Below are 23,479 nucleotides of genomic sequence, written 5' to 3'. Positions count from 1 at the left end.
AGGCGCTCGACATGAAGTGTCCCGCGGAACTCTACACGGCCTCACCGCGTCCCTACGATGGGCTGCCCGAGCTGGTCTATCCCTTCCACGACCGCGACGTGCTCGTCACAGCTTGCGGACGGCTCTGCCTGCACCGCAAGAGGATCAACATCTCAACTGTGCTGGCCGGTCAGCGGCTCGGCATCAAGGAAGTCGATGACGGCATTTGGCTCGTCAGCTTCATGCACTATGATCTGGGATACTTCGACCTGGAGCAGAAAACCCTGCAGCCCCTCGACAACCCGTTCGGCACGAGGTTGTCACCTATGTCCTAGGTACGTTCTGTTACCTATCTGTCCGGGCTGGACAAGCTTAGTGCTGGTGCCGCAAGAGGGACTCGAACCCCCGACCCCGTCATTACGAATGACGTGCTCTACCAACTGAGCTATTGCGGCGGACCGTTTCGGCGACAGGCCGTTGGCGTCAGAGCATGATCTTTTCGGAAAACCGGTTTCCACTTTTCCGGATCATGCTCCAAGCGCGAGCGCACTGATATCGGGCATGGCCCGGATTGGCAAGGTTGACGCGGTCGTTTGCCCGCGTCTCAGTTGCTCCAGCGGGACAGAAAACCGCGCCAGCCGCCGGCCTGGGCCTTGGGTGGGCCGATTTGCTCGGAAAATTCGTCGCGGGTGCCATCTTCCTCGATTCCGGGGTCGTCCGGGGCGCGGACGATGGGGATCACGGCCGGAATCGGCGCTGGCGGCGTTTTGGGGATGTCCTGGCGGTCGCGGAACAGGGGTGCGACCACTTCGGGCGATGATTCGGCCGGTGCCGGCTGTGGAGCTGGCGAGGCGGATGCTGGTGCCGGCGGTTCGACGGGCGCCGGTTCCACGGGGGTCGCAGCCACGGGCGTATTGTCCTGCGCGGCGGGCTGCGCTGCTTCGGCCGGCTTTATGGGGTCGACGTCGACCGGCTTCTCGGCCTCCGCCTCGACCGGTTTCGCGGGCGGCACGGGCGGCGCTTCCTTCGGTAGCTCTATCCGCTTTGAGGCCAGCATCGCTTCCTCGAACGGCGAGGATTCGATCGCGGGACCCTTGTCGGACGGCAGTGCGGCGACCGGCGTCTGCCACTGGAAGGCGTCGAGCCGGCCGGTGACCGGCGAGACCGGCCGCCAGCGGTCGCTGACATAGCCGTCCGCGGTCCAGGCCGGATCGTGCAGCGCGCGCACCGCGCGCAAGGTCCAGGCGCGGGCGCGGCCGCTGTCGCCATGCTCGGTGCGCTCGATCTCGGCCATCAACAGCGCCACCCGCTGTGTCGGCGCGGCGATGAAGGGGGTAAGCGCCTCGCGCGCCTTGGCGAATTCGGCGGCGTCAATCGCGGCGCGCGCGATTGCGAGCGCGCCTTCGATATTGCCCGGCGTCTTCGCCGCCAGCGTCTCGACCCGCACCAGCCGCTGCCGCGCGGAGTCCCCCAGCTTCACATGCGCATAGGCATCGGCGAGATCGGGATGCGGCTGCGCCAGCCACGCGGTCTCGACGATCTTCATCGCGCGCCGAACCTGGTGCGCCTCGCTCTCATATTTGGCGGCGAGCACCGCGGCCGGGTTCAGCATCGGCGCGAGCTTGATCGCCTCCACCACGCTTTCGCGCGACAGGTCGCGGTCGACGGTCTCGAGTTCCAGCGCGCGTGCGGTGAGCAATACACCGCGCTGCCGACGATAGGTGGCCTTGTCGATCAGGCCGGAAGTCTGGTTGTTATCGAGGATGGCCAGCGCGCCGGCCCAGTCGCCCTTGGCGCAGCAGAAGCCGAGCACGGCCTGCGAGGCCCATGGCGAGGACGGCGAAACCTTCAACGCCTCCTCCGCAATCATCACGGCGGCAACCGCATCATCCGAACGCTGCGCCTCTATGAACAGGCCGCGCAGGCCAAGCAGCCGCGTATCCTCGCGCTCGGCCATCGCACGGAACGCACGCTGCGCCCCCTCGCGATCGCCGTCGAGCTGCGCCGATTGTGCGTTCAGAAGAAGCGCAAGCGGATCGCTGCCGGCGTGACGCCGCGCCGTCTCCGCATGCTGCCGCGCCGCCGTCGAATCGCCATGGCCGATCGCGAGCAGCCCCTGAGTGATGGCGTGACGGCCGCGCGCGTGACGGCGCTCGCGCCGGCCATGTTGGATGCGTGCCGGCACCCGCCACAGCCAGGACAGGATCGTCCAGACGATGACGGCCACGACCGCGACGATGCCGAGCCCCAGCGCGAACACCGGCAGTGTGGTCTCGGCGCGCCCGCCGGCCCAGGACAGCACGACGTCGCCGGGCTGGTCAGCAACCCAGGCCGCGCCGGCCGCCGCAAGCGCGATCAATATGAGAAACAGGATGATCCGGATCATGGAGAACCTACTGTCCGGCCTTCGCGAGCCCAGCCATGGCATTGTCGGCGAATGTTCGCGAGGCCGCGAGCGCTGCGGCGCGCGCTTCGACTTTTTCGAGCCACGCCTGCGCCGCCGCGCGATCGGCGGGCGCCAGCGTCATCAATTCGCGCTGCGCTTCACCAAGATCGTTGCGCAGCGCAGCCTGGGTGATGCGTGCAACCACGCTGCCGCGATCGGTGCCAGCCGCATCGGTGCGCTCGATGCGCACGAGCTTTGCCGCGCCCGCCTGCAGGCGCTCGACGAAGCCAGTGCCGGTGGTGGCAGCGGACGCGGGCGGAGGCGGCGCGAGCTTTGGCACGATCTCGAGCAGCTGACGGCAGAGCGCACCCGGGCTTGGCACGCCGGAAGCCGCGAACGCATCGAGCGGCTTGAGCGCATCAGGGTTTTCCGCAAACTGCCGGGCCGCCTCGAGCGAGGCTGCATAGGCATCGCCGTGACGGACCGCGACATCGAGCAGCGATGCCGCAACCACGCGGCGCAGCGGCGTATCGTCGGCGAGCTTGGCATCGGCTGCGCCCACTGCCGCGATCTTGTTGCCTTGCTGGGCGAGCTCAGCCGTTTGCATGCGTACGGCGCTCTCGATCCTTGCGATGCGATCGTTGACAGCCGAAAGGTCCGGCGCGGACGCGGTCCCATCGCGTGGCATCGATTTCACCTGATCGACCGCCGCGGTCAGCTTGTCCGATTGCGCGCGTGACGCCGCGACTTCGCCGCGCAGCGCATTCGCGGATTTCTCCAGCCCATCGATCCGCGCGGCCAGTGCCTGGTCGCTTGAGGCCTGCCTGCTGATCTTCGCTTCGAGGCTTGCGACGCGCCCGGTGAGCTCGTCGATGGCGCCGGCGCTGAGCTGCGGCACCGGCTGCGCCGGCTGTACGGCGGGCCAGCCGAGCAACCAGCCGACGCCGATCACCAGCGCGGCCGCGACAGCGCCCGAAACAGGCGCGATCACCCAGGGCGAGATCGGTCGAGGTGAAGCCTCGGAAGGCGAAGTTTCCGGATCCACCGCGGCTTGGGCGGCCTCCGCCGCAGGCTCGGGCTCGGGCTGCGGCGCTGTCTCAGCGGCCGCTTCACCGCTCACATTCTCGCTATCCGCCTGCGTGCTATCCGCAATCACGGAATCCGTTTTGGGCGGTTCGCTCGACACCTCGGTCGCCTGGAGATCGATGGTCGGCGGCGCGCGCCGCGGCCGGGCGGAGGAATCCGCCGCCGATCCGGTGTCTTCGGGCCTGTCATCGACCATGCAGCGGCTCCCTTGACTGTTGATACGCCGAAACCGGGAAAGCCAAGACTTACCACAACCAGACTTACCAGAATCGGACCGTTCTCTTAAGGCAATCAGGGCCGCAAAGCACGCGCCAGGGCCTCGAACAGGGCATTTTCGTCCGGCGAGGCGGCGGTGACGACCTGGGTGGCGCCGGCCTCGCGCAGGGCGGCAGCAACGCCCGCCGAAATGCAGCAGTGCGGCAGCGCCAGGGCCGATATTTCGAGACCTTCGGCCCGCGCCGCATCGAGAAACGCCCGCGCGCTGCGGCGGGAGTAATGCAGCACGGCCTCGATACCTCCCGCCATGAAGGCGTCACACACCGGGCGCGGCAGGCCCGCCACCGGGCTCATCCGGTACGTCGTGCGGGTTATGACCGTAAAGCCGGCTTCGCCGAGCTCGCCGGCGAGATCACGCGAAAGATCGGCGCCCGCAAGATAAAGTAAAGTCGCCGCTTTTTTCAGTTTCTTGGCTTTCCTGCGCGCCCGCACGAGCTCGTAGAGCGCGGTGGCATCCCCGTCGGCGCTTGCCACCTCGCCAAATCCGGCCTCGCGCGCCGCGGCAGCGGTATGCTCGCCGACCGCAAACAGCGGCAGGCGCAGCAGCGCATGGCCGGCGAGCTGCGGCGCGACGGCGCGCAGCGCGTTGGCGCTGGTGACGATGACGGCGTCATAACCCGCCGCGTCATCTTCCTCGAACGGCAGCGCCTCGAACCGCAGCATCGGCGCGAGCAGCACGTCAAAGCCGCGGCTGCGCAGGCTATCGGCAGTGGCCTCGCCATCTCCCCGCGGGCGCGTGACAAGAACAGCCATCTTCAGGCTTTCAGGAGCGACATTTGGGACTGAACCGACGATTGCACGCTGTGACCTCACAATGCTACCGGAGTGGCGGAAGGAAGGCGGCAAGCGATAGCACAAGGATCGAGATTGGGTAACGACACGCCAATGTTGGTGTTGGGTATAGAGACTACCTGCGATGAAACCGCAGCCGCTGTGGTCGAGCGCCAGAGCGACGGCAGCGGACGAGTCTTGTCCAACATCGTGCGCTCGCAGACAGAAGAGCACGCGCGGTTCGGCGGCGTGGTGCCGGAGATCGCCGCGCGCGCCCATGTCGACCTGCTCGACGGCATCATCGATCGCGCCATGAAGGAGGCTGATGTCGGCTATGCGCAATTGTCCGCCGTCGCGGCTGCCGCGGGCCCCGGCCTGATCGGCGGCGTCATCGTCGGCCTCACCACGGCAAAGGCGATCGCGATGGTGCACGACACACCGCTGATCGCGGTGAACCATCTCGAAGCGCATGCGCTGACGCCGCGGCTCACCTGCGCGCTCGCCTTTCCCTATTGTTTGTTCCTGGCCTCGGGCGGCCACACCCAGATCGTCGCCGTGATCGGCGTCGGCCAATATGTGCGGCTCGGCACCACCGTCGATGACGCCATGGGCGAGGCCTTCGACAAGGTCGCAAAGATGCTGTCGCTGCCTTATCCGGGCGGGCCGGAGGTGGAGCGCGCGGCCGAAGGCGGCGACGCCACGCGCTTTGCGTTTCCGCGGCCGATGCTCGGTCGCCCCGACGCCAATTTCTCCCTGTCGGGCCTGAAGACCGCCGTGCGCAACGAAGCGAGCCGATTGGCGCCGCTGGAGCCGCAGGATGTCAGCGATCTCTGCGCCGGTTTTCAGGCCGCGGTGCTGGAATCGACCGCGGACCGGCTGAGCGTCGGTTTGAGATTGTTCCAGGAACAATTCGGCCCGCCCCGCGCGCTGGTCGCGGCCGGCGGCGTTGCCGCCAATCACGCGATCCGCGGCGCGCTGCAGGATGTCGCCGCCAACGCCCAGACCACGCTGATCATTCCGCCGCCGGCGCTCTGCACCGACAATGGCGCGATGATCGCCTGGGCCGGCGCTGAGCGGATGGCGCTCGGCCTCACCGACACGATGGACGCGCCGCCGCGCGCCCGCTGGCTGCTCGACGCCAACGCGAAAGCGCCCGCGGGCTTCGCCAACACCCGCGCGGGATTTTAGCCGATGCCGGCGCATCAATCCGTTGGCGTGATCGGCGCGGGCGCGTGGGGCACGGCGCTCGCGGCCGTCGCGGCGCGCGCCGGTCGCGATGTCACGCTCTATGCGCGCGACGTCGCGCACGCTGCGCAGATCCAGGCTACGCGCGCAAATCCAAGACTGCCCGGCGTGCCCCTCGATACCAGCGTCAACGTAACCGCCGACATCACCGCGGCGGCTCGCGCCGATCTCATCCTGGTCGCAACCCCCGCGCAGCATTTGCGCGCGGCTGTCATGCATATGGCCCCCCGACTTGCGAAGGCGACGCCCGTGATCGCCTGCGCCAAGGGCATCGAGCGCGGAACCCATAAGTTCATGACCGACGTGATTGCGGAGGCCGCGCCCGATGCGACGCCGGCGATCCTGTCGGGACCAAGCTTCGCCGACGACGTCGCACGCGGGCTTCCAACGGCGGTGACGCTGGCGACGGGAGATGAAGCGCTGGCGAGCTCGCTGGTGCAGGCGCTGGGGTCGCCGACCTTCCGGCCCTATCACACGACCGATGTGCGCGGCGTCGAGATCGGCGGGGCCGCCAAGAACGTGCTGGCAATCGCGGCCGGGATCGTGGCTGGCCGCGAGCTCGGCGCCTCGGCGCTTGCCGCGTTGACCACGCGCGGCTTCAGCGAACTCTCCCGGCTTGGTCGCGCGTGCGGCGCCCGCGCAGAAACCCTGGTGGGATTGTCCGGCCTCGGCGACCTGATCCTGACCTGCTCCAGCCTGCAGTCGCGCAATTTCGCCCTCGGCATTGCGCTTGGCCGCGGCGAACGGCCGGCGACCGGCAAGCTCGCGGAAGGGGAATTCACGGCGCCCGTGCTGATCGAGCTTGCGGCTTCGCAAAATATCGAGATGCCGGTATCAAACGCGGTGGCAGCGATCCTCACCAAGCAATTGACGATCGATGCTGCGATCGAGGGCCTCTTGACGCGGCCATTCAAGGCGGAGGGATGATGATGGCGTACTGGCTGGTGAAATCCGAACCGTCGAGCTGGTCCTGGGACCAGCAGGTGGCAAAGGGCGCCAAGGGCGAGGCGTGGACCGGCGTGCGCAACTTCACCGCGCGCCAGAACCTCGTGAACATGAAGAAGGGCGACAAGGCCTTCTTCTATCACTCCAACGAGGGCAAGGACATCGTGGGCATCGCCGAGATCATCAAGGAGGCCTATCCCGACCCGACCGACAAGACCGGCAAATTCGTCTGCGTCGACATCAAAGCCGACAAGCCGTTGAAGACGCCGGTGACGATCGCGGCCATCAAGGCCGAGAAGAAGCTCGCCGACATGGCGCTGGTCAAATATTCGCGCCTCTCGGTACAGCCCGTTACCGCGGATGAGTGGAAGATCGTCTGCAAGATGGGCGGCCTGTAAGCCGGGATTGCGCAGGATGGGTAGAGCGAAGCGAAACCCATCATCGTGCCGTATGGGAAAATGATGGGTTTCGCTGCGCTCTACCCATCCTGCAAGAGGCTCAGACGCCTTGATGGTGGGCACGCTTCGCTTTGCCCACCTACGGAATCTTCACACCGCTGCCGCGGTCACCACCTCCGCCAATAGCTGCTCGCGTTTGGCTTGCGTGCGGTAGCCCTTCATGGTCGCGGCGAAGCGCTCCAGGATGCCGTCCTCGAAGGCAGTGACGATGGTGTCGTGGACATAGCTCTTGCGGCAGATCGCAGGCGTGTTGGAGAGTTCATCAGCGGCGGCGCGCACCGCTTCCAGCACCTGCTTCTTGCGGCCGCGGGCGCTGGATGCCGGCGTGATCCGCGACAGCGATTCCAGCACGACGGCGGAGGCCATCAGCGTGCGAAAATCCTTCAGCGAAATCTTGATGCCGGCGATCTCGCGCAGGAACGCATTCACCGCGGTGGTCGACGCCGCGCGCACGGTGCCGGACCTGTCGCGATACTGGAACATGCGCTTGCCCGGGACGGTACGCAGGATGCCGATCGCGCGCACCAGCTTGGCCGCGTCGCATTCCTTGCGCACGGCCTTGCCGCCCTTGGCCTTGAAGGTCAGCACCAGGCAATCGTCTTCGAGCGTGACGTTCGACTTCAAGAGCGTGGTGGCGCCCCGGGTGCCGTTGAGCCGCGCATAGGATTCATTGCCGGGGCGGATCGCCGTGCGCGCGATCAATTCGATCACCGCCGACAGCGCGAACTCGCGCGTCGGCTCATCGCCGGACAGATATTTCGAGACGTTGCGCCGGATCTTGGGCAGCGCGCCCACCAGCTTTGCCAGCCGATGCGCCTTGCGATGCTCGCGGACCTTCTCCCAGTCCGCATGATAGCGGTATTGCAGTCGGCCGGCGGCGTCGCGGCCGACCGCCTGCAGATGCGAATTCGGATCGTTGGAGTAGCGCACCTCACGATAGGCCGGCGGAACCGCCATCGCGTGCAGGCGGCGGATCGTGCGGGCGTCGCGGATGTGCGAGCCGTTGGCCCGCACGAAGGAATAGCTCTTGCCGCGCTTGACACGGCGAATGGTGAGCTGGGCCTGGTCGCCGAGCTTCAGGCCCAGTTCCGCGGCCAGTTCCTTCACCGAGGTCTTGACGGTAATCTTTTCTTTGGGAGTGGGCAGCTTCCGCGGCCATTGGCCCAGCGCTTTCGCCAGCGGGAGGGTTGGATCGGCGGAAACGGGCCGCGTAGCCACAAGATTCTGCTGATCCATCATGACCGTTGACGCCTTGGCTCCACTGTTTGCCGGTAATGCCGATTTTTATGGCTTTGTTCCGGAGGGCCCTCGGCCCCGGGAAGGCCATTTAGGGGGTTACTCGGCCTTTTGCGAGTCGCGAATCAGCCATTGACGGTTTCTAAATACCTCTCATGGGTGCCATTCGCGCGATAACGTTGATTTTGACCTCGCTCAAAACGTGATTTTGATCGTTCCGCTCAACTGGCGCCAGGGATTCAACGGCGGCTCCGGGACGAGAGCCGACCAAGGTCCAAGACGTCAGCGCTTGTCCGGGTATTGTCCGGCAACGCATAATCGCCGTAACGATGAAGATGGCCCCGCAACACCGGGATGGCGCGGCCGGATATCGAGTGGAGGGGAGAAATGTCCGAGAAGATCTATGACGTCTCAGCCGATTGGGCCAAGCGCGCCTATGTCGACGACGCCAAGTACCGGGAAATGTATGCACGCTCGGTTTCCGACCCCAGCGGCTTCTGGGCGGAGCACGGCAAGCGCATCGACTGGATCAAGCCATATAGCAAGGTCGAGAACGTCTCCTTCGCGCCCGGCAACATCTCGATCAAATGGTTCGAGGACGGCGTGCTCAACGTCGCCTGGAACTGCATCGACCGCCATCTCGAGACCCGCGGCGACCAGACCGCGATCATCTGGGAGGGCGACGATCCCTCGAAGTCCAGGCACATCACCTATCGCGAGCTGCACGACGAAGTCTGCCGGATGGCCAACATCCTGCGCAACCGGAACGTCGGCAAGGGCGACCGCGTCACCATCTATTTGCCGATGATCCCCGAGGCCGCCTATGCGATGCTGGCCTGTGCGCGGATCGGCGCGATTCATTCGGTGGTGTTCGCGGGCTTCTCGCCCGACAGCCTCGCCCAGCGCATCAGCGACTGCAAATCCCGGATCGTCATCACCGCCGACGAAGGATTGCGCGGCGGAAGGAAAGTGCCGCTGAAGGCCAATGTCGATGCGGCGCTTTCCAAGACCGAGGGCGTCGACTGGGTCGTCGTGGTCAAGCACACCGGTGCTGCCGTCGACATGAATCCGACCCGCGACTTCTGGTACCACGAGGCGGCCGAGATGGTGACGACGGACTGCCCGTGCGAGCCGATGCACGCGGAAGATCCGCTGTTCATCCTCTATACGTCAGGCTCGACCGGCCAGCCCAAGGGCGTGCTGCACACCACCGGCGGCTATCTCGTGTTTGCGGCGATGACGCATCAATACGTGTTCGACTATCACGAAGGCGATATCTACTGGTGCACCGCCGACGTCGGCTGGGTCACCGGCCACACCTACATCCTCTACGGTCCGCTCGCCAACGGCGCGACCACGCTGATGTTCGAGGGCGTGCCGAACTATCCGGACAATTCCCGCTTCTGGAACGTCATCGACAAGCACAAGGTCAACATCTTCTACACCGCGCCGACCGCGATCCGCGCGCTGATGCAGGGTGGCGACGAGCCGGTCAAGAAGACGTCGCGCAAGAGCCTGAGGCTGCTCGGCTCGGTCGGCGAGCCGATCAATCCGGAAGCCTGGGAGTGGTACTATCGCGTGGTCGGTGACAGCCGCTGCCCGATCGTCGACACCTGGTGGCAGACCGAGACCGGCGGCATCCTGATCACCCCGCTGCCGGGCGCCACCAAGCTGAAGCCGGGCTCGGCGACGCGGCCGTTCTTCGGCGTGGTGCCTGAGATCGTCGATGCCGACGGCAAGGTGCTCGAGGGTGAGGCGACCGGCAATCTGTGCCTGATCAAGTCTTGGCCCGGCCAGATGCGCACCGTCTATGGCGATCACGCCCGCTTCGAGCAGACCTATTTCTCTACCTACAAGGGCAAGTATTTCACCGGCGATGGCTGCCGGCGCGACGCCGACGGCTATTACTGGATCACCGGCCGCGTCGACGACGTCATCAACGTCTCCGGCCACCGCATGGGCACCGCTGAGGTCGAGAGCTCGCTGGTGGCGCATGCGGCGGTCTCGGAGGCCGCCGTGGTCGGCTACCCCCATGACATCAAGGGCCAGGGCATCTACGCCTATGTCACGCTGATGGCAGGCATGGAGCCGAGCGAGGAGCTGCGCAAGGAGCTGGTTGCCTGGGTGCGCAAGGACATCGGTCCGATCGCCTCGCCCGACCTGATCCAGTTCGCGCCGGGCCTGCCCAAGACCCGCTCCGGCAAGATCATGCGCCGCATCCTGCGCAAGATCGCCGAGGATGAACCGTCAAGCCTCGGCGACACCTCGACGCTGGCCGATCCCGCCGTGGTTGATGATCTCGTCAAGAACCGGCAGAACAAGAAGGGCGCCGCTGTTTAACGCCACGGCAGGGGGGAGTTCATGGGGTTGCACTTTGGTCGTCTTGCCGCCGCGGCGTTGCTCGCCGCGGCCGGCCTCATGCTCGGCGCGCCGAGCTTGCGCGCGGCGAACCTCGACGAAGCCTGCGGGGGGCCGGAGAAGATCACCTGCAATTCGGCGCTGTTCTGTCGCAGGGACGCTGGACAATGCGGCGTCGAGGAGGCCAAGGGCACCTGCGAGAAGGCCCCGGCTTTCTGCATCCGGATTCACCGGCCGGTGTGCGGTTGCAACGGCAAGACCTACCCGAACGAATGCGAGGCCCGGCATGTCAAGGTCGCGGTCGATTATGCCGGCCCTTGCAAGAAGGCGCCGGGTGCCGCCGAGCCGAAGCCGGAGAAGCCGCCGGCGGCCAAGAAGAAGAAATCGAGCAAGTAGCCGCGCGGCCGCGACCAACATCTTTTCACGCGATCGTCAGGCGTTTTGCCGCCACGGCGGCGCCTTTGCCGTCGCATGTTGTTTCCGGTTCATTTACCTTATTTCCAATTTTTCTTTTCCTCGCCCCATCGCGAGCCATCCCGCGCCCGACACAAAAAACAGCCGGTTAACAAACGCGGTCAAGAATGTCCGGTGCGAGCGGCGGGCCGGTATTTCGCGGGCCGGCGCGACATCTGAGGGCCCCTGACATCTCAGGGTGCTGAAAAAGGGCGGCTGGACGTGGAGAGCTTCATGTCGATGAGGATCGCGGTGGCCGTGGCTGCCACCTTTGGGCTGGGCGCAGTGATGACGACGGCGGCCGAAGCACGGCCGGAAATAGTTGACATGCACGGCGACTATTATTCTCCGGGCACGATCGTGGTGAAGACCGGCGAACGGCGCCTCTATCTCATTCTCGATTCCGGTCACGCCATGCGTTATCGGGTCGGGGTCGGCAGGGCCGGCAAGCAGTGGGCCGGCACCACGCAGATCGACGGCAAGTACCGCTACCCGGCCTGGTCGCCACCCGCCGAAGTCAGGCGCGACAAGCCTTCCATGCCTGACGTGATTCCCGGTGGCTCGCCGCGGAATCCGATGGGCGTCGCGGCGATGACGCTCGCCGGCGGCGAATATGCTATCCACGGCACCAACGTGCCGGGCTCGGTCGGCGGCTTCGTCTCCTACGGCTGCATCCGGATGCTGAACGACGACATCACCGACCTCTATTCCCGCGTCCCCGTCGGCGCCACCGTGGTCGTCATACACTGATTTTCGCGAGCGCGTCCGTAGCCCGGGTTACGCGCTCAGCACTACCCGGGCCGCAAGTTCACGTACCCCTGGTCTGCCGGCGCTGCAGGCAGCCGACGATCACGACGGGCGGGATCGCGAGCAGCACCCAGGATATCACCAGCCAGATGCCATGCTGCCCGAGCAGGGCCGACAGCAGGCCCGCAAGCGTGAGGCCGGCGAGCACCGCCGGCCAGCGCCAGATCATCGCCAGCGAATGCCGCACGCACTTCATTCGGCCGCGTCCCGGCGCAGCGGGGATAACGCCGCATGGCTCGCGATCAATTCCTGCTCGGCTTCGGCAACCGGTGATCGCCGCCGCGAGAGCCAGAGATAGAGCCCGCTGCCGAGCACAGCGATGGTGACGAGATCGAGCAGGAGCAGATGATCTTCAGCGGCATGCCGCCATAGTCGCCGAAGTGCAGCGGCCGCGACAGTTCGAGCGCACGCAGATACCAGGGCATCGCGACCTCGGACACGAGCTCGCCGGAGCGCGCATCGACCAGCACCGGGCTGAACAGCCGCGACGTCAGCGGCTCTTTGCCCTTGGTCCATACCAGATAGTGACGGGGCGACCCGAACGGCGATCCCGGAAACGCCATCGAGGTCGCGACCTTGTCGGGGAATGCGGCCTTGACGACATCGAAGGCGGCCTGCGGCGAGCTTGCCTCCGCCGCGTGCACGACCGGCTTGTCGCGCATCCGGTCAAGCATCGTCTTGACGTCGGTCTGCTGCCACAGCGCAAACAACGGTGTCGACAATTCATTGATCACGCCGGTCGTTCCCACCACCAGCGCCCAGGCCAGCGTGACGACACCAAGCAGGTAATGCATCGCACGCCGTTTCGCCTTGTAGGCTTCCCAGGATGGCGCCATGAACACCACGATCTTCGGTTCGTCATCGTCGGAGAAGACCGAGATCACGGTCTGGCCCGGATACATCTGCCGGCTGGTTTCGACGAGCCCGTCCAGGCTTACGCTGGGCGTGCCGTCAGGCACCTCGGCATAAGGCCGGCCATCGTCGAGCAGCTCGGCCAACTCCTCTCTGAGGACGAGGGGCGCCCCGCTGATGCAGATCAAGAGCAGGAACAGCGTGCACACGAGGCTCGACCACTTGTGCACCCAGAACCATCCTCGCAAGGCTGACCGCGTCATGGGGCTCCCACCGTTCGATCACCAGCGATAGCGCAGCGTCGCGATGACGCTGCGCCGCAGCCCGTAATAACACCCGATGTCCTGGCAGAACGTCACGTAGGTTCACGCCGTCTCACGCCGCGCGGTGTTGCCTGCCGCCGCGCGAACGGGACGCCGCAGCACTGCGGGCGCGCGCTGGATTGGCCGCGCGCGGACGCTCCTGCGCCGGCCGCTCGACCGTGATCGGCGCGAGCTGCACGGCATTGCCCGCGGCCGGTGCGCCGCTCGATTGCGCAACGGCGCCGGTGATACCTATACTCAAAGCGGAATAACTCACGGCGCCGATCAGCATGAGCCGTGCAAAATTGAAATCAGCCCACCGAAATTTCCCCAACCACGCGACTGCATTTTTGTCGCAGGGCGGAGGCGTAACTCAGCGGTTCATGGCTGGCATCGGCAGAAAAGTTAGAATCTGTCGAGCAACGCGTCGTGCGAGTATGAATACTGCAGCGTTGGCGCGATATTTTAGGTGTGTTCTAATTCTAAATTGACGACGACGGTATATTCCATTCGTCGCCGGTATTCATGTGCCGATACTTCGCATCGTCCGAAGCGATCGGCAGCGACGCCTCCCTCATCGCCAACTCCTCGCGCACCAGCCAAAGCGGTGCCCGCCATTGTAGCTGCGCGCATGGCCTGCCGCCAGCAGCGCCGCCGACACGTTGTCAGTGCGCTTTGTCGCGGCGTCGGCGACGACGCGCCCCTGATATTTGTCGGGACCGATATTGTAGATCATGACGCCGCCCTGGCTAAGCAGGCTGCGCAATGCGTCGGTCGCAGCCTCGGCTCTTTCCAGCTCTTCCCGGCAAGACGCCTTCAACTCCGGTGCATCGATGCCGCGCAAGCGGACATGGGTCACGACATCGCGTCCCTGCTCCAGATGCACGCGCGCCTCGAACGTATCGCCGTCGATCGTTCTGATGACGTCGACGGTGCGACGGGCATCGGGAGTGCCGGCGCGCTGCCAGATCGCATCGCTATCCTGCACGCGGCCACTTCCCCAATGCGGAAGCTGCCAATGCACCCATTGCCGGATCGGCAGCATCGTGCCGAGCGCGACGCCGATCACAAACACCCATGGCAAGGCAGCCGAGAACCGACGGCCAAATGGCGAGCGGCGCAACGATCGCCGATATGGGTTGATTCGCTCGTGGGGAGGCATCGCCCCACGCTAGCATATTCGGTGCCGGTTGAATCAGGACCGAAGCTCTAGATTCTTGTTTGACGCGTTTTCTGCGCAGATAAGTCTACGCAATCTGCGTAAACTTGATGGCTATGCGAACCGGCGTCCACTTCGCTCGGCAAAGTGAAATCCGGTCTTCCAACCAAGATCAAGTGCAAACAAAAAGGAGTCGGGTGAGCCGACAGGAGACTGCGCGGAGTGTCAGAAATCCGACGCGATGCCTTTATTCTCCCAATCGCCGTAGCGCGTCGGTTCCGGCCCTTTTGGCCCCTGAACCTCCTTCTGCATCGGCTGAGCGCTTGCCGCGGCGGCCTTCCGTCGCGCTTCGGCCTCAGCAACCGCACGTTGTGCGGCTGATGTCAGCGGCTTGCGTTCCGGCGATGGCGAATGATCTTCCATGCTACGATCTTCCTGCAACAAATTTTTATATCGCGGATGACTGCAACCTTTGGCATCACGATGAAGAAATCGGAAGACCGATTCTTACATTTGGCATATTCGCATGCCACAGCTCCTGTCCCTTCCGAAGATGGCATGAGCCACAGCGCTATCCGCTTTCCCCCGACTGAGATATTTTCGCTCCATGCCTCCTTCAAGATTTGCAGCGTCGATCGAAGTGCCCGGCCTCGCGGCGCGCAGGATCGCAGCCGACATTCTGGACGGCGTCCTGCACAAGCACCGCACGCTCGATGATCAGCTCGATGGCACCGGCGTCCATCCCGGCCTGAAGACGCTTGCGGATCGCGATCGCGCGCTGATGCGTCGATTGGTGTCGACGATCCTGCGCCGGCTTGGAACCCTCGGTCATCTGCTGTCGCGCCTGCTCGACCGCGGTATCCCCACCGACGCGCCGCGTGCGCAGAGCGCGCTCCTGATCGGCGCCGCGCAGATCCTCTGGATGGACGTGCCCGATCATGCCGCGGTCGATCTGTCCGTGCGACTCGTGCAGTCGGACCGGCGTGCCGCGAAATATGCGGGACTCGTCAATGCCGTGCTGCGCCGCTGCGCGCGTGAGGGCCATACGCTGGTCGATGAGGTCAGCACACAGACTCTGGATCTCCCGCATTGGCTGCTCACGCGCTGGATTGCCCATTACGGCGAGACCACCGCGCGCGAAATGGCGCTTGCCATCGCCAATGAGCCCTCACTCGACCTCACCGTGAAAACCGATCCCGCGCAATGGGCGAGCCGGCTGCACGGCGAGGTGCTGCCGACGGGAACCGTGCGCACGCTGTTGCACGGCTCGGTGACCATGCTGCCTGGCTTTCCCGAAGGGCAATGGTGGGTGCAGGACGCCGCCGCGGCACTTCCGGCGCGGCTGTTTGGCGACATCCAAGGCAAGCGGATTGCCGATCTCTGCGCCGCGCCCGGCGGCAAGACGGCGCAACTCGCCTATTCCGGCGCACAGGTGACCGCCGTCGATCGCTCGCCGGCGCGAATGGCGCGGCTGCGCGACAACCTTGCGAGGCTCGCGCTTTCGGCCGAGTGCGTGGTCGCCGACGCCGTCGAATGGCCGGGCGAGGATGGCGGCTTCGACGGCATCCTTCTCGACGCGCCCTGCACCTCGACCGGCACCATCCGCCGCCACCCCGATGTGGCCTGGCTGCGGCAGGAGGCCGAGATCGCAACACTGGCGGCCCTGCAGAAACGGCTGCTGCAAAAGGCGGTCTCGCTGCTCAAATCGGGCGGAACATTGGTCTACTGTACCTGCTCGCTGGAACCGGAGGAGGGCGAGCAGCCGATCGCCGCACTGCTGGACAGCGAATCAGGCCTGCGTCGCGTGCCGATCACCGCAAGCGAGGTCGCCGACCTCTCCGAGCTTCTCACCGCCGACGGCGACTTGCGCACACTGCCCAGCCATCTGCCCCATGCCGATGCCAGGCTCGGCGGACTGGACGGATTCTACGCTGCACGGCTGGTTAAATCCTGATTTCATTGGACTTTCGCCGTCGCTCGAACCTGTTCTCCACGCCAACCTCTTGTGTTTGGCGCGAAGAGAGCCGATGCGTCCTTGGCCGGAACGCGCTGTGCCTGATTCGCGCCGTTTCAAGATGGTGTCTTGGCGGCGTTTCCGGATTAAAAGGATTCGCCAGAATCCCTTCTCCCCTCAAAGGTTAGGCGTGTCCGTCGCCCAACGCAGACGCATCTCGACGCTGATCGCTGGCCGCTTCGCGCGCAGCGTGGCCGCGCGCGCCAGCGGCGGAACCGTCGCGCTGTCGCGATTGTGGCCCGGCCGCAGCGACCGCCTGATCATCGCCCCGCATGACCTGCGTACGGCGGATGCCACCCGCGCCGCGGAAATCTATGCCGGCCGCTTCGTGTTCGCCGGCAAGATCGTGACCTGCCACGGCCGTTCGATCTTCGATCTCGAACCGCCGTCGGAGGATTGGGAGGCGGCCCTGCTCGGCTTCGGCTGGCTGCGCCATCTGCGGGTCGCCGATACCGCGCTGACCCGGGCCAATGCGCGTTCCCTGATCGACGACTGGATGTCGAACGCGTCGCGCAAGCGGCCGCTGGAGCGCCGCGCCGACGTGCGGGCGCGCCGCGTCATCTCGCTGTTGTCGCAGGCGCCTCTGGTGCTCAGCGATACCGACGGGAAATTCTACCGGAAATATCTGCGCGGGCTGGGGCGCGAGATCCGCCATTTGCGTTATGGCATGTTCGATGCCGCCGATGGCGTGCCGCGGCTGCAGGTCCTGATCGCGCTGTGCTACGCCTCGCTCTGCCTTGCCAACCAGACCCGCCACGTCCGCTCGGCGACGCGGCGGCTGTCCGAGGAATTGCAACGGCAGATCCTGCCCGATGGCGGCCACATCTCGCGCAATCCCGGCGCGCTGGTGGAACTGCTCAGCGATATGCTGCCGCTGCGCCAGACCTTCGCCGCCCGAAACATCGCCCCGCCGCCGGCGCTGCTCAACGCCATCGACCGCATGATGCCGATGCTGCGCTTCTTCCGCCATGGCGACGGCAGCTTCGCGTTGTTCAACGGCATGAGCACGGCGCCGTCCGATCTCGTCGCAACGCTCTTGGCCTATGACGACGCCCACGGCGCGCCGATGGCGAGCATGCCGCATACCGGCTATCAGCGGCTCGATGCCGGCAACATGACCGTGATCATCGACACCGGCCCGCCGCCGCCGCCGAGCGTCAGCCAGGATGCGCATGCCGGATGCCTGTCGTTCGAGCTTTCAGCCGGACCGAGCAGGATCGTCGTCAATTGCGGCATGCCGGCCACCGGTCGCGACAATTGGCGGCCGTTCGCGCGCTCGACCGCGGCGCATTCGACACTGACCTATCACGACACGTCGTCCTGCCAGTTCGTCGAGATGTCGGCGATGAAGCGCCTGCTCGGGGGCGCGCCGATCACCAGCGGCCCGAGCAATGTCGAGAGCTACCGCGAGGCGGTCAGCAATGGCGATGTCCTGACCACTTCGCATGACGGCTACCTCTCGCGCTTCGGCGTCATCCACCACCGCGTGTTGATGGCCGCTGAAGACGGCTCGCGGCTGGACGGCGAGGACACGCTGTCGCCGCCATCAGGCGGCCGCATCCGCGGCCACGACAGCGAATACGCGTTACGGTTTCACCTGCACCCGTCGGTGAAGGCGAGCCGGCTTTCGGATGCGCGCGGCGTGATGCTGGTGCTGCCGAACCGTGACGTCTGGACCTTCGAAGCGATCGACGACAAGGTCGATCTCGAGGACAGCGTGTTCCTCGCCGGCAATGACGGTCCGCGTCGCACCTCGCAGATCGTGATCAGGCAGGACGCGAGGCAGGTCTCCACCATCCGCTGGAGCTTTGTCCGCTCGAGCAGTTCGGCGTCGGCCACCAATGCGCGCCGCAATGCACGGCGGGAGCCGGAACTTCCGCTGTAGAGCGTTTTCGAGCGAAGTGGATACCGGTTCGCGTGAAGAAAACGCGTCAAAACAAGAATTGACGCGCGCCGTCCGGGCCTATTGGGCCGTTGTGAAGATCGTCGAAAGCTGCTAACGAGCACTCGCTCGCGCGACTGGCGACCTTGGATGGAGCACCATCGGGAAGCGCGGGATATATCTGCCGCGCGCCTGGGCATAGGTACTCCCTGACAGAGGATCTTGCCCATGACTGACACGACCCGCCGCATCACCCGCGCCCTCCTTTCCGTTTCCGACAAGACCGGCCTGATCGAGTTCGCCCGCGCGCTCGCCGTCCATGGCGTCGAGCTCGTCTCCACCGGTGGCACCGCGAAGGCTATCGCTGCGGCCGGGCTGAAAGTGAAAGACGTCTCCGAGCTCACCGGCTTTCCCGAGATGATGGACGGCCGGGTCAAGACCTTGCATCCCAAGGTGCATGGCGGCCTGCTCGCGATCCGCGACAACAAGGAGCATGCGGCGGCGATGCAGGCCCACGGCATCGCGCCGATCGATCTGCTCGTGGTCAATCTCTATCCGTTCGAGGCCACCGTCGAGAAGGGCGCCGACTTCGAGGAGTGCATCGAGAACATCGACATCGGCGGCCCCGCGATGATCCGCGCCGCGGCGAAGAACCACGACGACGTCGCCGTGATCGTCGAAGCGACGGATTACCAGGCGGTGCTCGACGAGCTCGCGGCCAACAAGGGCGCGACCACGCTCGCGCTTCGCCGTCGCCTCGCCGCCAAGGCCTATGCCCGCACCGCGGCCTATGACGCGGCGATCTCGAACTGGTTCGCGAAGGAGCTCAAGACCGAGGCGCCCGATTTCCGCGCCTTCGGCGGAAGACTGATCCAGAAGCTGCGCTATGGCGAGAACCCGCACCAGAGCGCGGCGTTCTACGCGACGCCGGAGAAACGTCCCGGCGTCGCCACTGCGCGCCAGGTACAGGGCAAGGAGCTTTCCTACAACAACATCAACGACACCGATGCGGCCTATGAATGCATCGGCGAATTCGATGCCAAGCGCACCGCCGCCTGCGTCATCGTCAAGCACGCCAATCCGTGCGGCGTCTCCGAAGGCGCTGATCTCGTCAGCGCCTATCGCAAGGCGCTCGCCTGCGATTCGACGTCCGCCTTTGGCGGCATCGTCGCGGTCAACCGCACGCTCGATGCGGACGCTGCGCGTGCGATCACCGAGATATTCACCGAGGTCATCATCGCACCCGACGCAACCGACGAAGCGATCAAGATCGTCGCCGCTAAGAAGAATCTCCGCCTCTTGCTCGCAGGCGGCCTGCCCGATCCGCGCGCCGTGGGCCTCACCGCCAAGACCGTCGCTGGCGGACTGCTCGTGCAGAGCCGCGACAATGCCGTGGTCGACGACATGGCGCTGAAGGTGGTGACCAAGCGCGCGCCGTCGGATGCCGAGCTGCGCGACCTGAAATTCGCCTTCCGCGTGGCGAAGCACGTGAAGTCGAACACCATCATCTACGCCAAGGATCTCGCCACCGTCGGCATCGGCGCTGGCCAGATGAGCCGGGTGGATTCCGCCCGCATCGCCGCGCGCAAGGCGCAGGATGCCGCCGCCGAGTTGAAGCTCGCCGAGCCATTGACCAAGGGTTCGGTCGTCGCCTCGGACGCGTTCTTCCCGTTCGCCGACGGCATGCTCGCCTGCATCGAGGCCGGCGCCACCGCGGTGATCCAGCCCGGCGGCTCCGTGCGCGACGACGAAGTGATCAAGGCCGCCGACGAGCACGGCATCGCCATGGTCTTCACCAGCGTCAGGCATTTCCGGCATTGATCCGGTAAGCGCAGCCCGGGTCACGCTGCGCTCCATCCACGCTACACACTGTCGTCCCGGCGCAAGGCCGGGACCACAGCGGGCTTAATCCCGCACCCGCGTTATCAGCGCGAGCCCCGCGAGGAAGAACAGCACGAGCACCGCCATGCCGGCCTTCTGGCTCGCAGTCGCCGCGGTGATCGCGCCGATCAGGAGCGGGCCCATGAATGACGTCACCTTCCCCGTCAGCGCGAACAATCCGAAAAACTGCGCGATGCGATCCTTCGGCGCGAGATGAATCAGCAGCGTGCGCGAGGCCGCCTGTAGCGGCCCGCCGGCGGCGCCGATCAGACAGCCGAGCACGAGATAAGCGCGCTCGGCCGCGCCGGCGAACAGCGCGCCGCCCGGCTGGGGCGGTGCGACCGGCACGAACAGGATCGAATCCTTGTCGACTAAAAGAATGGCGGTGATCGAGAACAAGAGGATGACGAGGCTGCCTGTGATCACGCGCTTCGGTCCGAGGAGATCGTCGAGCTTGCCCCCCAACCAGGCGCCGAACACGCCGGCGATCGCCAGGATGATGCCGAACGTGCCGATCTGGATCGTGCGCCAGCCGAAGGTGCCGGCGGCGTAGATGCCGCCGAACGCGAACAGCGACACCAAACCATCGGCGTAGATCATGTTGGCGAGCAGAAACGTCGCGAGCGATTTCCGCCTCGGCAATTCGCCGATCGTTTGCTTAAGTTCGCGCAAACCCTGGCGCAGCGCCTGCCGTACCGGCCGTTTCGCCGGATAGTCCGGCGTGAACAGAAACAGCGGCGTCACGAACACGATGAACCAGAGGCCGGTCAACGGTCCGGTGATGCGATCGCCCGCATGCGTCGCGGGATCGAGCCCGAACAGCGGCTTGAAGCCGAACAGCGTGCGCCCGCTTTCGGGACTCGCCGCGAGGAAGCCGAGCACGAGAAACAGGCTGAGCACGCCGCCGACATAGCCGGTGGCCCAGCCCGTTCCTGAGAGGCGTCCGATCCGGTTCGGCGGCACCAATGTCGGCATCATCGCATTGTTGAAGACGGTCGCGAACTCCGCGCCGACAGAGGCGAGCGCATAGGCGAACAGAAGCGGCGGAATGATGCCGGCATCGCCGGGCCGGCCGATCCACATCAGCGAGGAACCGAGCACGAGCAGCGCGCCAAATCCGGCGATCCACGGCTTGCGCCGGCCGCTGGCGTCCGCGATGGCGCCGAGCACCGGCGACAACAGCGCGATCGCAAGCCCCGCAGCAGCGGTGGCAAAGCCCCACATCGCCTGGCCGCTCGCCGGATCGGGCGCGACGAAACCTGCAAAATAGGGCGCGAAGACGAAGGTCGTGATCAGCGTGAAATATGGTTGCGCGGCCCAGTCGAAAAAGATCCAACTGACGACGGCGGCACGGCCCGGATATACCTTCGGCAACTCCGCGTTGCCTGCCTCGCTGATTGCCACGTCCATGCGAAAATCGTCCTGCCCCAACAACAGGCGCTTTGCCTGTCGGCGTCAAATCCATATAGCATGCGGCGCTCAGGCGAGCGCTTCACATCGGCTCCAACCGCGGCGAAATATTGATGGCAGCTTCCTCAAATAGTTGGCGCAGAATTGTCGCGACCATCGTGCTCGTGGCTTTCGCGATCGTGCCGGCGGCCGCGCAGGAGCAGCGTCGCTTCTACACGCCACCAGCCGCCGACACCATGCGGGGCATTGCCGCCGAACATGGCATGGTGGTGGCGCAGGAAAAACTTGCAGCCCGCGTCGGCGCCGACATCATGCGCCAGGGCGGCAATGCCGTCGATGCGGCGGTTGCCACCGGCTTTGCCATGGCGGTGACCTATCCGCGCGCCGGCAATATCGGCGGCGGCGGTTTCATGGTGATCCATCTCGCCGACCGCAACGAGGATATCGCGATCGACTATCGCGAGACCGCCCCAAGTGCCATCACCCGCGACATCTTCCTCAATGCCGAGGGCAAGCCAGATCCCGACAAGTCGCGCAATTCCGCGCTCGGCATCGGCGTGCCCGGCACGGTCGCCGGTCTCGCGCTGGCGCTGGAGAAATATGGGTCCGGGAAATTCACGCTGGCGCGGATCGTCAAACCCGCGATCGATCTCGCGCGCGAGGGACTTCCCGTTGCCGATGATACCGCGGACACGTTGTCGGACATGTATCGCCGCATGTCGCGCTGGCCGAACTCGGCCAGGACGTTCTCGCGCACGGACGGCTCGCCGCTGCATGAGGGCGACACGCTGATCCAGAGCGACCTCGCGGCCACGCTGACCGCGATCGCCGAACAGGGTCCGCGCGGCTTCTACGAAGGGCCGGTCGCGGAAAAGCTCGCGAAAGCCGTGCGCGATGCCGGCGGCATCATGGCGCTGGATGATCTGAAATCCTATCAGCCCGTGATCCGCACGCCCGTGCGCGGCAGCTATCGCGGCTATGACATCGTCTCGATGCCGCTGCCGTCCTCGGGCGGCATCGTGCTGCTGGAGATCCTGAACATCCTCGAGGGTTTCCAGATGTCCGACATGAAGCAGGGCTCCGCCGCTTCGCTCCACGTCATGATCGAAGCGATGAAGCGCGCCTATGCCGACCGCGCCCGCTATCTCGGCGATCCCGCTTTCATCAACGCGCCGACGGTCGCCTTGCTCGACAAGGATTACGCCGCCAAGCAGCGCGCCACCATCGACCTTGCCCGCGCCACGCCCTGGGCCGAGGCGGCCGCGGTGCCGCCGCGCGAAGGCTCCAACACCACGCATTACTCCGTGGTCGACGCGAGCGGCAATGCGGTCAGCAACACCTATACGCTGAACTTCCCCTATGGCGTCGGTCTCGTCGCCGAGGGCACGGGCGTGCTGCTCAACAATGAGCTCGACGATTTCACGGCCGCGCCCGGCGCCTCGAATGCATTCGGTCTGGTTGGCTTCGAGGCCAATCTGCCCGGGCCGGGAAAACGGCCGCTATCGTCGATGTCGCCGACCATCGTGCTGAAGGACAGCAAGCCGGTACTTGTAACCGGCTCGCCCGGTGGCAGCCGCATCATATCGGCGGTGACGCAGGTGATCGTCGATGTCATCGACTACAAGATGGACATCGCCGCTGCCGTTGCCGCCCCGCGCGTGCATCATCAATGGCTGCCGGATGAAGTGCGGATCGAGAAGGGCTTTCCCGATGACGTGCTGGCCGATCTCCGCGCCAAGGGCCACAAGCTCGTCGAGCCGCTCGGCTATTCCTCCGCCAACTCGATCCTGGTGACATCGAACGGCCCGCTCGGCGCGCCCGATCCCCGCACCCGCGGCGCCGAGGCCGCGGGGTATTGACAAGCAGGCCGGTACGCTCTCTCCCCGTCATTGCGAGCGAAGCGAAGCCATCCATCTCTCCACAGGCGGCGGCATGGATTGCTTCGCTTCGCTCGCAATGACGGGTGGGGCGCAGGCGTC

At 65.6% G+C, this 23,479-nt stretch carries 20 protein-coding genes, 1 tRNA gene, 1 pseudogene and 1 riboswitch; of the genes and pseudogenes, 11 read left to right on the top strand and 11 right to left on the bottom strand.

All coding sequences use genetic code 11. The annotated features are described in order from the left end of the window. Positions 1 to 314, top strand: a pseudogene (locus K288_RS0129895) (IS481 family transposase); the annotation flags it as partial. 44 nt (positions 315 to 358) lie between these two features. On the opposite strand, the gene K288_RS0129890 reads toward K288_RS0129895, so the two are convergent. The 4 genes from K288_RS0129890 to K288_RS0129875 all read right to left on the bottom strand — a co-directional run bounded on the left by K288_RS0129890 (position 359) and on the right by K288_RS0129875 (position 4,480). Next, positions 359 to 434: transfer RNA gene (locus K288_RS0129890), tRNA-Thr, on the bottom strand. 149 nt (positions 435 to 583) lie between these two features. Next, entirely contained in the window at positions 584 to 2,365 is a 1,782-nt protein-coding gene (locus tag K288_RS0129885; RefSeq protein ID WP_027582876.1) for a heme biosynthesis HemY N-terminal domain-containing protein, read from the bottom strand. A gap of 7 nt (positions 2,366 to 2,372) precedes the next feature. Further along, the gene (locus tag K288_RS0129880; RefSeq protein WP_027582875.1) at positions 2,373 to 3,647 is read right to left on the bottom strand and encodes a hypothetical protein; all 1,275 of its coding nucleotides are present in this window, start codon (positions 3,645 to 3,647) and stop codon (positions 2,373 to 2,375) included. 95 nt (positions 3,648 to 3,742) lie between these two features. Beyond that, on the bottom strand, positions 3,743 to 4,480 hold the full coding sequence (locus tag K288_RS0129875) for a uroporphyrinogen-III synthase (protein ID WP_027582874.1): 738 nt from the start codon (positions 4,478 to 4,480) through the stop codon (positions 3,743 to 3,745). A 132-nt stretch (positions 4,481 to 4,612) separates the two neighbouring features. Between K288_RS0129875 and tsaD the strand changes: the two genes are divergently transcribed. Genes tsaD through K288_RS0129860 form a run of 3 tightly spaced genes read left to right on the top strand, consistent with a single transcriptional unit; the run spans position 4,613 to position 7,086 of the window. Then, positions 4,613 to 5,686 carry a tRNA (adenosine(37)-N6)-threonylcarbamoyltransferase complex transferase subunit TsaD gene (gene tsaD / locus K288_RS0129870; protein ID WP_027582873.1) on the top strand — a complete coding sequence of 358 codons (1,074 nt, stop codon included), beginning with the start codon at positions 4,613 to 4,615 and terminating at the stop codon, positions 5,684 to 5,686. A gap of 3 nt (positions 5,687 to 5,689) precedes the next feature. Next, complete coding sequence (locus K288_RS0129865) at positions 5,690 to 6,670, top strand: NAD(P)H-dependent glycerol-3-phosphate dehydrogenase (RefSeq protein WP_027582872.1); 981 nt, start codon at positions 5,690 to 5,692, stop codon at positions 6,668 to 6,670. A gap of 2 nt (positions 6,671 to 6,672) precedes the next feature. Next, positions 6,673 to 7,086: an EVE domain-containing protein gene (locus tag K288_RS0129860; protein WP_027582871.1), complete on the top strand. Its 414-nt coding sequence runs from the start codon at positions 6,673 to 6,675 to the stop codon at positions 7,084 to 7,086. 150 nt (positions 7,087 to 7,236) lie between these two features. Here K288_RS0129860 and K288_RS0129855 read toward each other — a convergent pair whose 3' ends face one another. Further along, on the bottom strand, positions 7,237 to 8,385 hold the full coding sequence (locus tag K288_RS0129855; RefSeq protein WP_027582870.1) for a DNA topoisomerase IB: 1,149 nt from the start codon (positions 8,383 to 8,385) through the stop codon (positions 7,237 to 7,239). Between the two features lie 384 nt (positions 8,386 to 8,769). Here K288_RS0129855 and acs point away from each other — a divergent pair, with 384 nt between their 5' ends. The 3 genes from acs (at position 8,770) to K288_RS0129840 (ending at position 11,943) form a co-directional block, all read left to right on the top strand. Continuing rightward, a complete protein-coding gene (gene acs / locus K288_RS0129850) occupies positions 8,770 to 10,722 on the top strand; it encodes an acetate--CoA ligase (RefSeq protein WP_027582869.1) in 1,953 nt (650 codons plus the stop codon). 21 nt (positions 10,723 to 10,743) lie between these two features. After that, positions 10,744 to 11,136: a Kazal-type serine protease inhibitor gene (locus tag K288_RS46920; RefSeq protein ID WP_043161082.1), complete on the top strand. Its 393-nt coding sequence runs from the start codon at positions 10,744 to 10,746 to the stop codon at positions 11,134 to 11,136. A 291-nt stretch (positions 11,137 to 11,427) separates the two neighbouring features. Further along, positions 11,428 to 11,943, top strand: a complete 516-nt coding sequence (locus tag K288_RS0129840; RefSeq protein ID WP_027582868.1) for a L,D-transpeptidase — start codon at positions 11,428 to 11,430, stop codon at positions 11,941 to 11,943. 58 nt (positions 11,944 to 12,001) lie between these two features. Here K288_RS0129840 and K288_RS0129835 read toward each other — a convergent pair whose 3' ends face one another. The 5 genes from K288_RS0129835 to K288_RS0129815 form a co-directional block, all read right to left on the bottom strand. Continuing rightward, positions 12,002 to 12,196 (bottom strand): hypothetical protein, encoded by a 195-nt coding sequence (locus K288_RS0129835; protein WP_027582867.1) that lies wholly within the window; start codon positions 12,194 to 12,196, stop codon positions 12,002 to 12,004. Positions 12,197 to 12,242: 46 nt separating this feature from the next. Next, positions 12,243 to 13,115 carry a PepSY-associated TM helix domain-containing protein gene (locus K288_RS46915; RefSeq protein WP_244443298.1) on the bottom strand — a complete coding sequence of 291 codons (873 nt, stop codon included), beginning with the start codon at positions 13,113 to 13,115 and terminating at the stop codon, positions 12,243 to 12,245. Positions 13,116 to 13,227: 112 nt separating this feature from the next. After that, positions 13,228 to 13,431, bottom strand: coding sequence for a hypothetical protein (locus tag K288_RS0129825; RefSeq protein WP_152535735.1), 204 nt, complete (start codon positions 13,429 to 13,431; stop codon positions 13,228 to 13,230). A 297-nt stretch (positions 13,432 to 13,728) separates the two neighbouring features. Beyond that, entirely contained in the window at positions 13,729 to 14,316 is a 588-nt protein-coding gene (locus tag K288_RS0129820) for a thermonuclease family protein (RefSeq protein ID WP_027582865.1), read from the bottom strand. 222 nt (positions 14,317 to 14,538) lie between these two features. Further along, on the bottom strand, positions 14,539 to 14,736 hold the full coding sequence (locus K288_RS0129815) for a DUF1674 domain-containing protein (protein ID WP_027582864.1): 198 nt from the start codon (positions 14,734 to 14,736) through the stop codon (positions 14,539 to 14,541). 184 nt (positions 14,737 to 14,920) lie between these two features. Here K288_RS0129815 and K288_RS0129810 point away from each other — a divergent pair, with 184 nt between their 5' ends. The 3 genes from K288_RS0129810 to purH all read left to right on the top strand — a co-directional run bounded on the left by K288_RS0129810 (position 14,921) and on the right by purH (position 20,030). Next, entirely contained in the window at positions 14,921 to 16,267 is a 1,347-nt protein-coding gene (locus tag K288_RS0129810; protein WP_027582863.1) for a transcription antitermination factor NusB, read from the top strand. A 190-nt stretch (positions 16,268 to 16,457) separates the two neighbouring features. Beyond that, positions 16,458 to 18,212 carry a heparinase II/III family protein gene (locus tag K288_RS0129805; protein ID WP_051334810.1) on the top strand — a complete coding sequence of 585 codons (1,755 nt, stop codon included), beginning with the start codon at positions 16,458 to 16,460 and terminating at the stop codon, positions 18,210 to 18,212. 120 nt (positions 18,213 to 18,332) lie between these two features. Continuing rightward, positions 18,333 to 18,414, top strand: a riboswitch (ZMP/ZTP riboswitch). 23 nt (positions 18,415 to 18,437) lie between these two features. After that, entirely contained in the window at positions 18,438 to 20,030 is a 1,593-nt protein-coding gene (purH, locus tag K288_RS0129800) for a bifunctional phosphoribosylaminoimidazolecarboxamide formyltransferase/IMP cyclohydrolase (protein WP_027582861.1), read from the top strand. An 84-nt stretch (positions 20,031 to 20,114) separates the two neighbouring features. Here purH and K288_RS0129795 read toward each other — a convergent pair whose 3' ends face one another. Then, positions 20,115 to 21,500: an MFS transporter gene (locus tag K288_RS0129795; protein ID WP_027582860.1), complete on the bottom strand. Its 1,386-nt coding sequence runs from the start codon at positions 21,498 to 21,500 to the stop codon at positions 20,115 to 20,117. A 113-nt stretch (positions 21,501 to 21,613) separates the two neighbouring features. Between K288_RS0129795 and ggt the strand changes: the two genes are divergently transcribed. Beyond that, positions 21,614 to 23,359 (top strand): gamma-glutamyltransferase, encoded by a 1,746-nt coding sequence (gene ggt, locus K288_RS0129790; protein WP_027582859.1) that lies wholly within the window; start codon positions 21,614 to 21,616, stop codon positions 23,357 to 23,359. The last annotated feature ends 120 nt before the right edge of the window (positions 23,360 to 23,479 follow it).

The sequence above is a fragment of the Bradyrhizobium sp. Ai1a-2 genome (assembly GCF_000426245.1).
GTDB lineage: Bacteria > Pseudomonadota > Alphaproteobacteria > Rhizobiales > Xanthobacteraceae > Bradyrhizobium.
Note: the sequence above shows the minus strand (reverse complement) of the source record. Positions and strands in the feature narration are given on the sequence as shown.

What these genes read in the sequence shown, in the direction of transcription:
- K288_RS0129860 (WP_027582871.1), top strand. Translation starts at nt 6,673, where the DNA reads ATGGCGTACTGGCTGGTGAAATCCGAACCGTCGAGCTGGTCCTGGGAC.
- K288_RS0129875 (WP_027582874.1), bottom strand. Translation starts at nt 4,480, where the DNA reads ATGGCTGTTCTTGTCACGCGCCCGCGGGGAGATGGCGAGGCCACTGCC.
- acs (WP_027582869.1), top strand. Translation starts at nt 8,770, where the DNA reads ATGTCCGAGAAGATCTATGACGTCTCAGCCGATTGGGCCAAGCGCGCC.
- K288_RS0129815 (WP_027582864.1), bottom strand. Translation starts at nt 14,736, where the DNA reads ATGGAAGATCATTCGCCATCGCCGGAACGCAAGCCGCTGACATCAGCC.
- K288_RS0129795 (WP_027582860.1), bottom strand. Translation starts at nt 21,500, where the DNA reads ATGGACGTGGCAATCAGCGAGGCAGGCAACGCGGAGTTGCCGAAGGTA.
- K288_RS0129840 (WP_027582868.1), top strand. Translation starts at nt 11,428, where the DNA reads ATGTCGATGAGGATCGCGGTGGCCGTGGCTGCCACCTTTGGGCTGGGC.
- K288_RS0129835 (WP_027582867.1), bottom strand. Translation starts at nt 12,196, where the DNA reads ATGAAGTGCGTGCGGCATTCGCTGGCGATGATCTGGCGCTGGCCGGCG.
- K288_RS46915 (WP_244443298.1), bottom strand. Translation starts at nt 13,115, where the DNA reads ATGACGCGGTCAGCCTTGCGAGGATGGTTCTGGGTGCACAAGTGGTCG.
- K288_RS46920 (WP_043161082.1), top strand. Translation starts at nt 10,744, where the DNA reads ATGGGGTTGCACTTTGGTCGTCTTGCCGCCGCGGCGTTGCTCGCCGCG.
- K288_RS0129810 (WP_027582863.1), top strand. Translation starts at nt 14,921, where the DNA reads ATGCCTCCTTCAAGATTTGCAGCGTCGATCGAAGTGCCCGGCCTCGCG.
- K288_RS0129855 (WP_027582870.1), bottom strand. Translation starts at nt 8,385, where the DNA reads ATGATGGATCAGCAGAATCTTGTGGCTACGCGGCCCGTTTCCGCCGAT.
- K288_RS0129865 (WP_027582872.1), top strand. Translation starts at nt 5,690, where the DNA reads ATGCCGGCGCATCAATCCGTTGGCGTGATCGGCGCGGGCGCGTGGGGC.
- K288_RS0129880 (WP_027582875.1), bottom strand. Translation starts at nt 3,647, where the DNA reads ATGGTCGATGACAGGCCCGAAGACACCGGATCGGCGGCGGATTCCTCC.
- tsaD (WP_027582873.1), top strand. Translation starts at nt 4,613, where the DNA reads ATGTTGGTGTTGGGTATAGAGACTACCTGCGATGAAACCGCAGCCGCT.
- ggt (WP_027582859.1), top strand. Translation starts at nt 21,614, where the DNA reads ATGGCAGCTTCCTCAAATAGTTGGCGCAGAATTGTCGCGACCATCGTG.
- purH (WP_027582861.1), top strand. Translation starts at nt 18,438, where the DNA reads ATGACTGACACGACCCGCCGCATCACCCGCGCCCTCCTTTCCGTTTCC.
- K288_RS0129885 (WP_027582876.1), bottom strand. Translation starts at nt 2,365, where the DNA reads ATGATCCGGATCATCCTGTTTCTCATATTGATCGCGCTTGCGGCGGCC.
- K288_RS0129820 (WP_027582865.1), bottom strand. Translation starts at nt 14,316, where the DNA reads ATGCCTCCCCACGAGCGAATCAACCCATATCGGCGATCGTTGCGCCGC.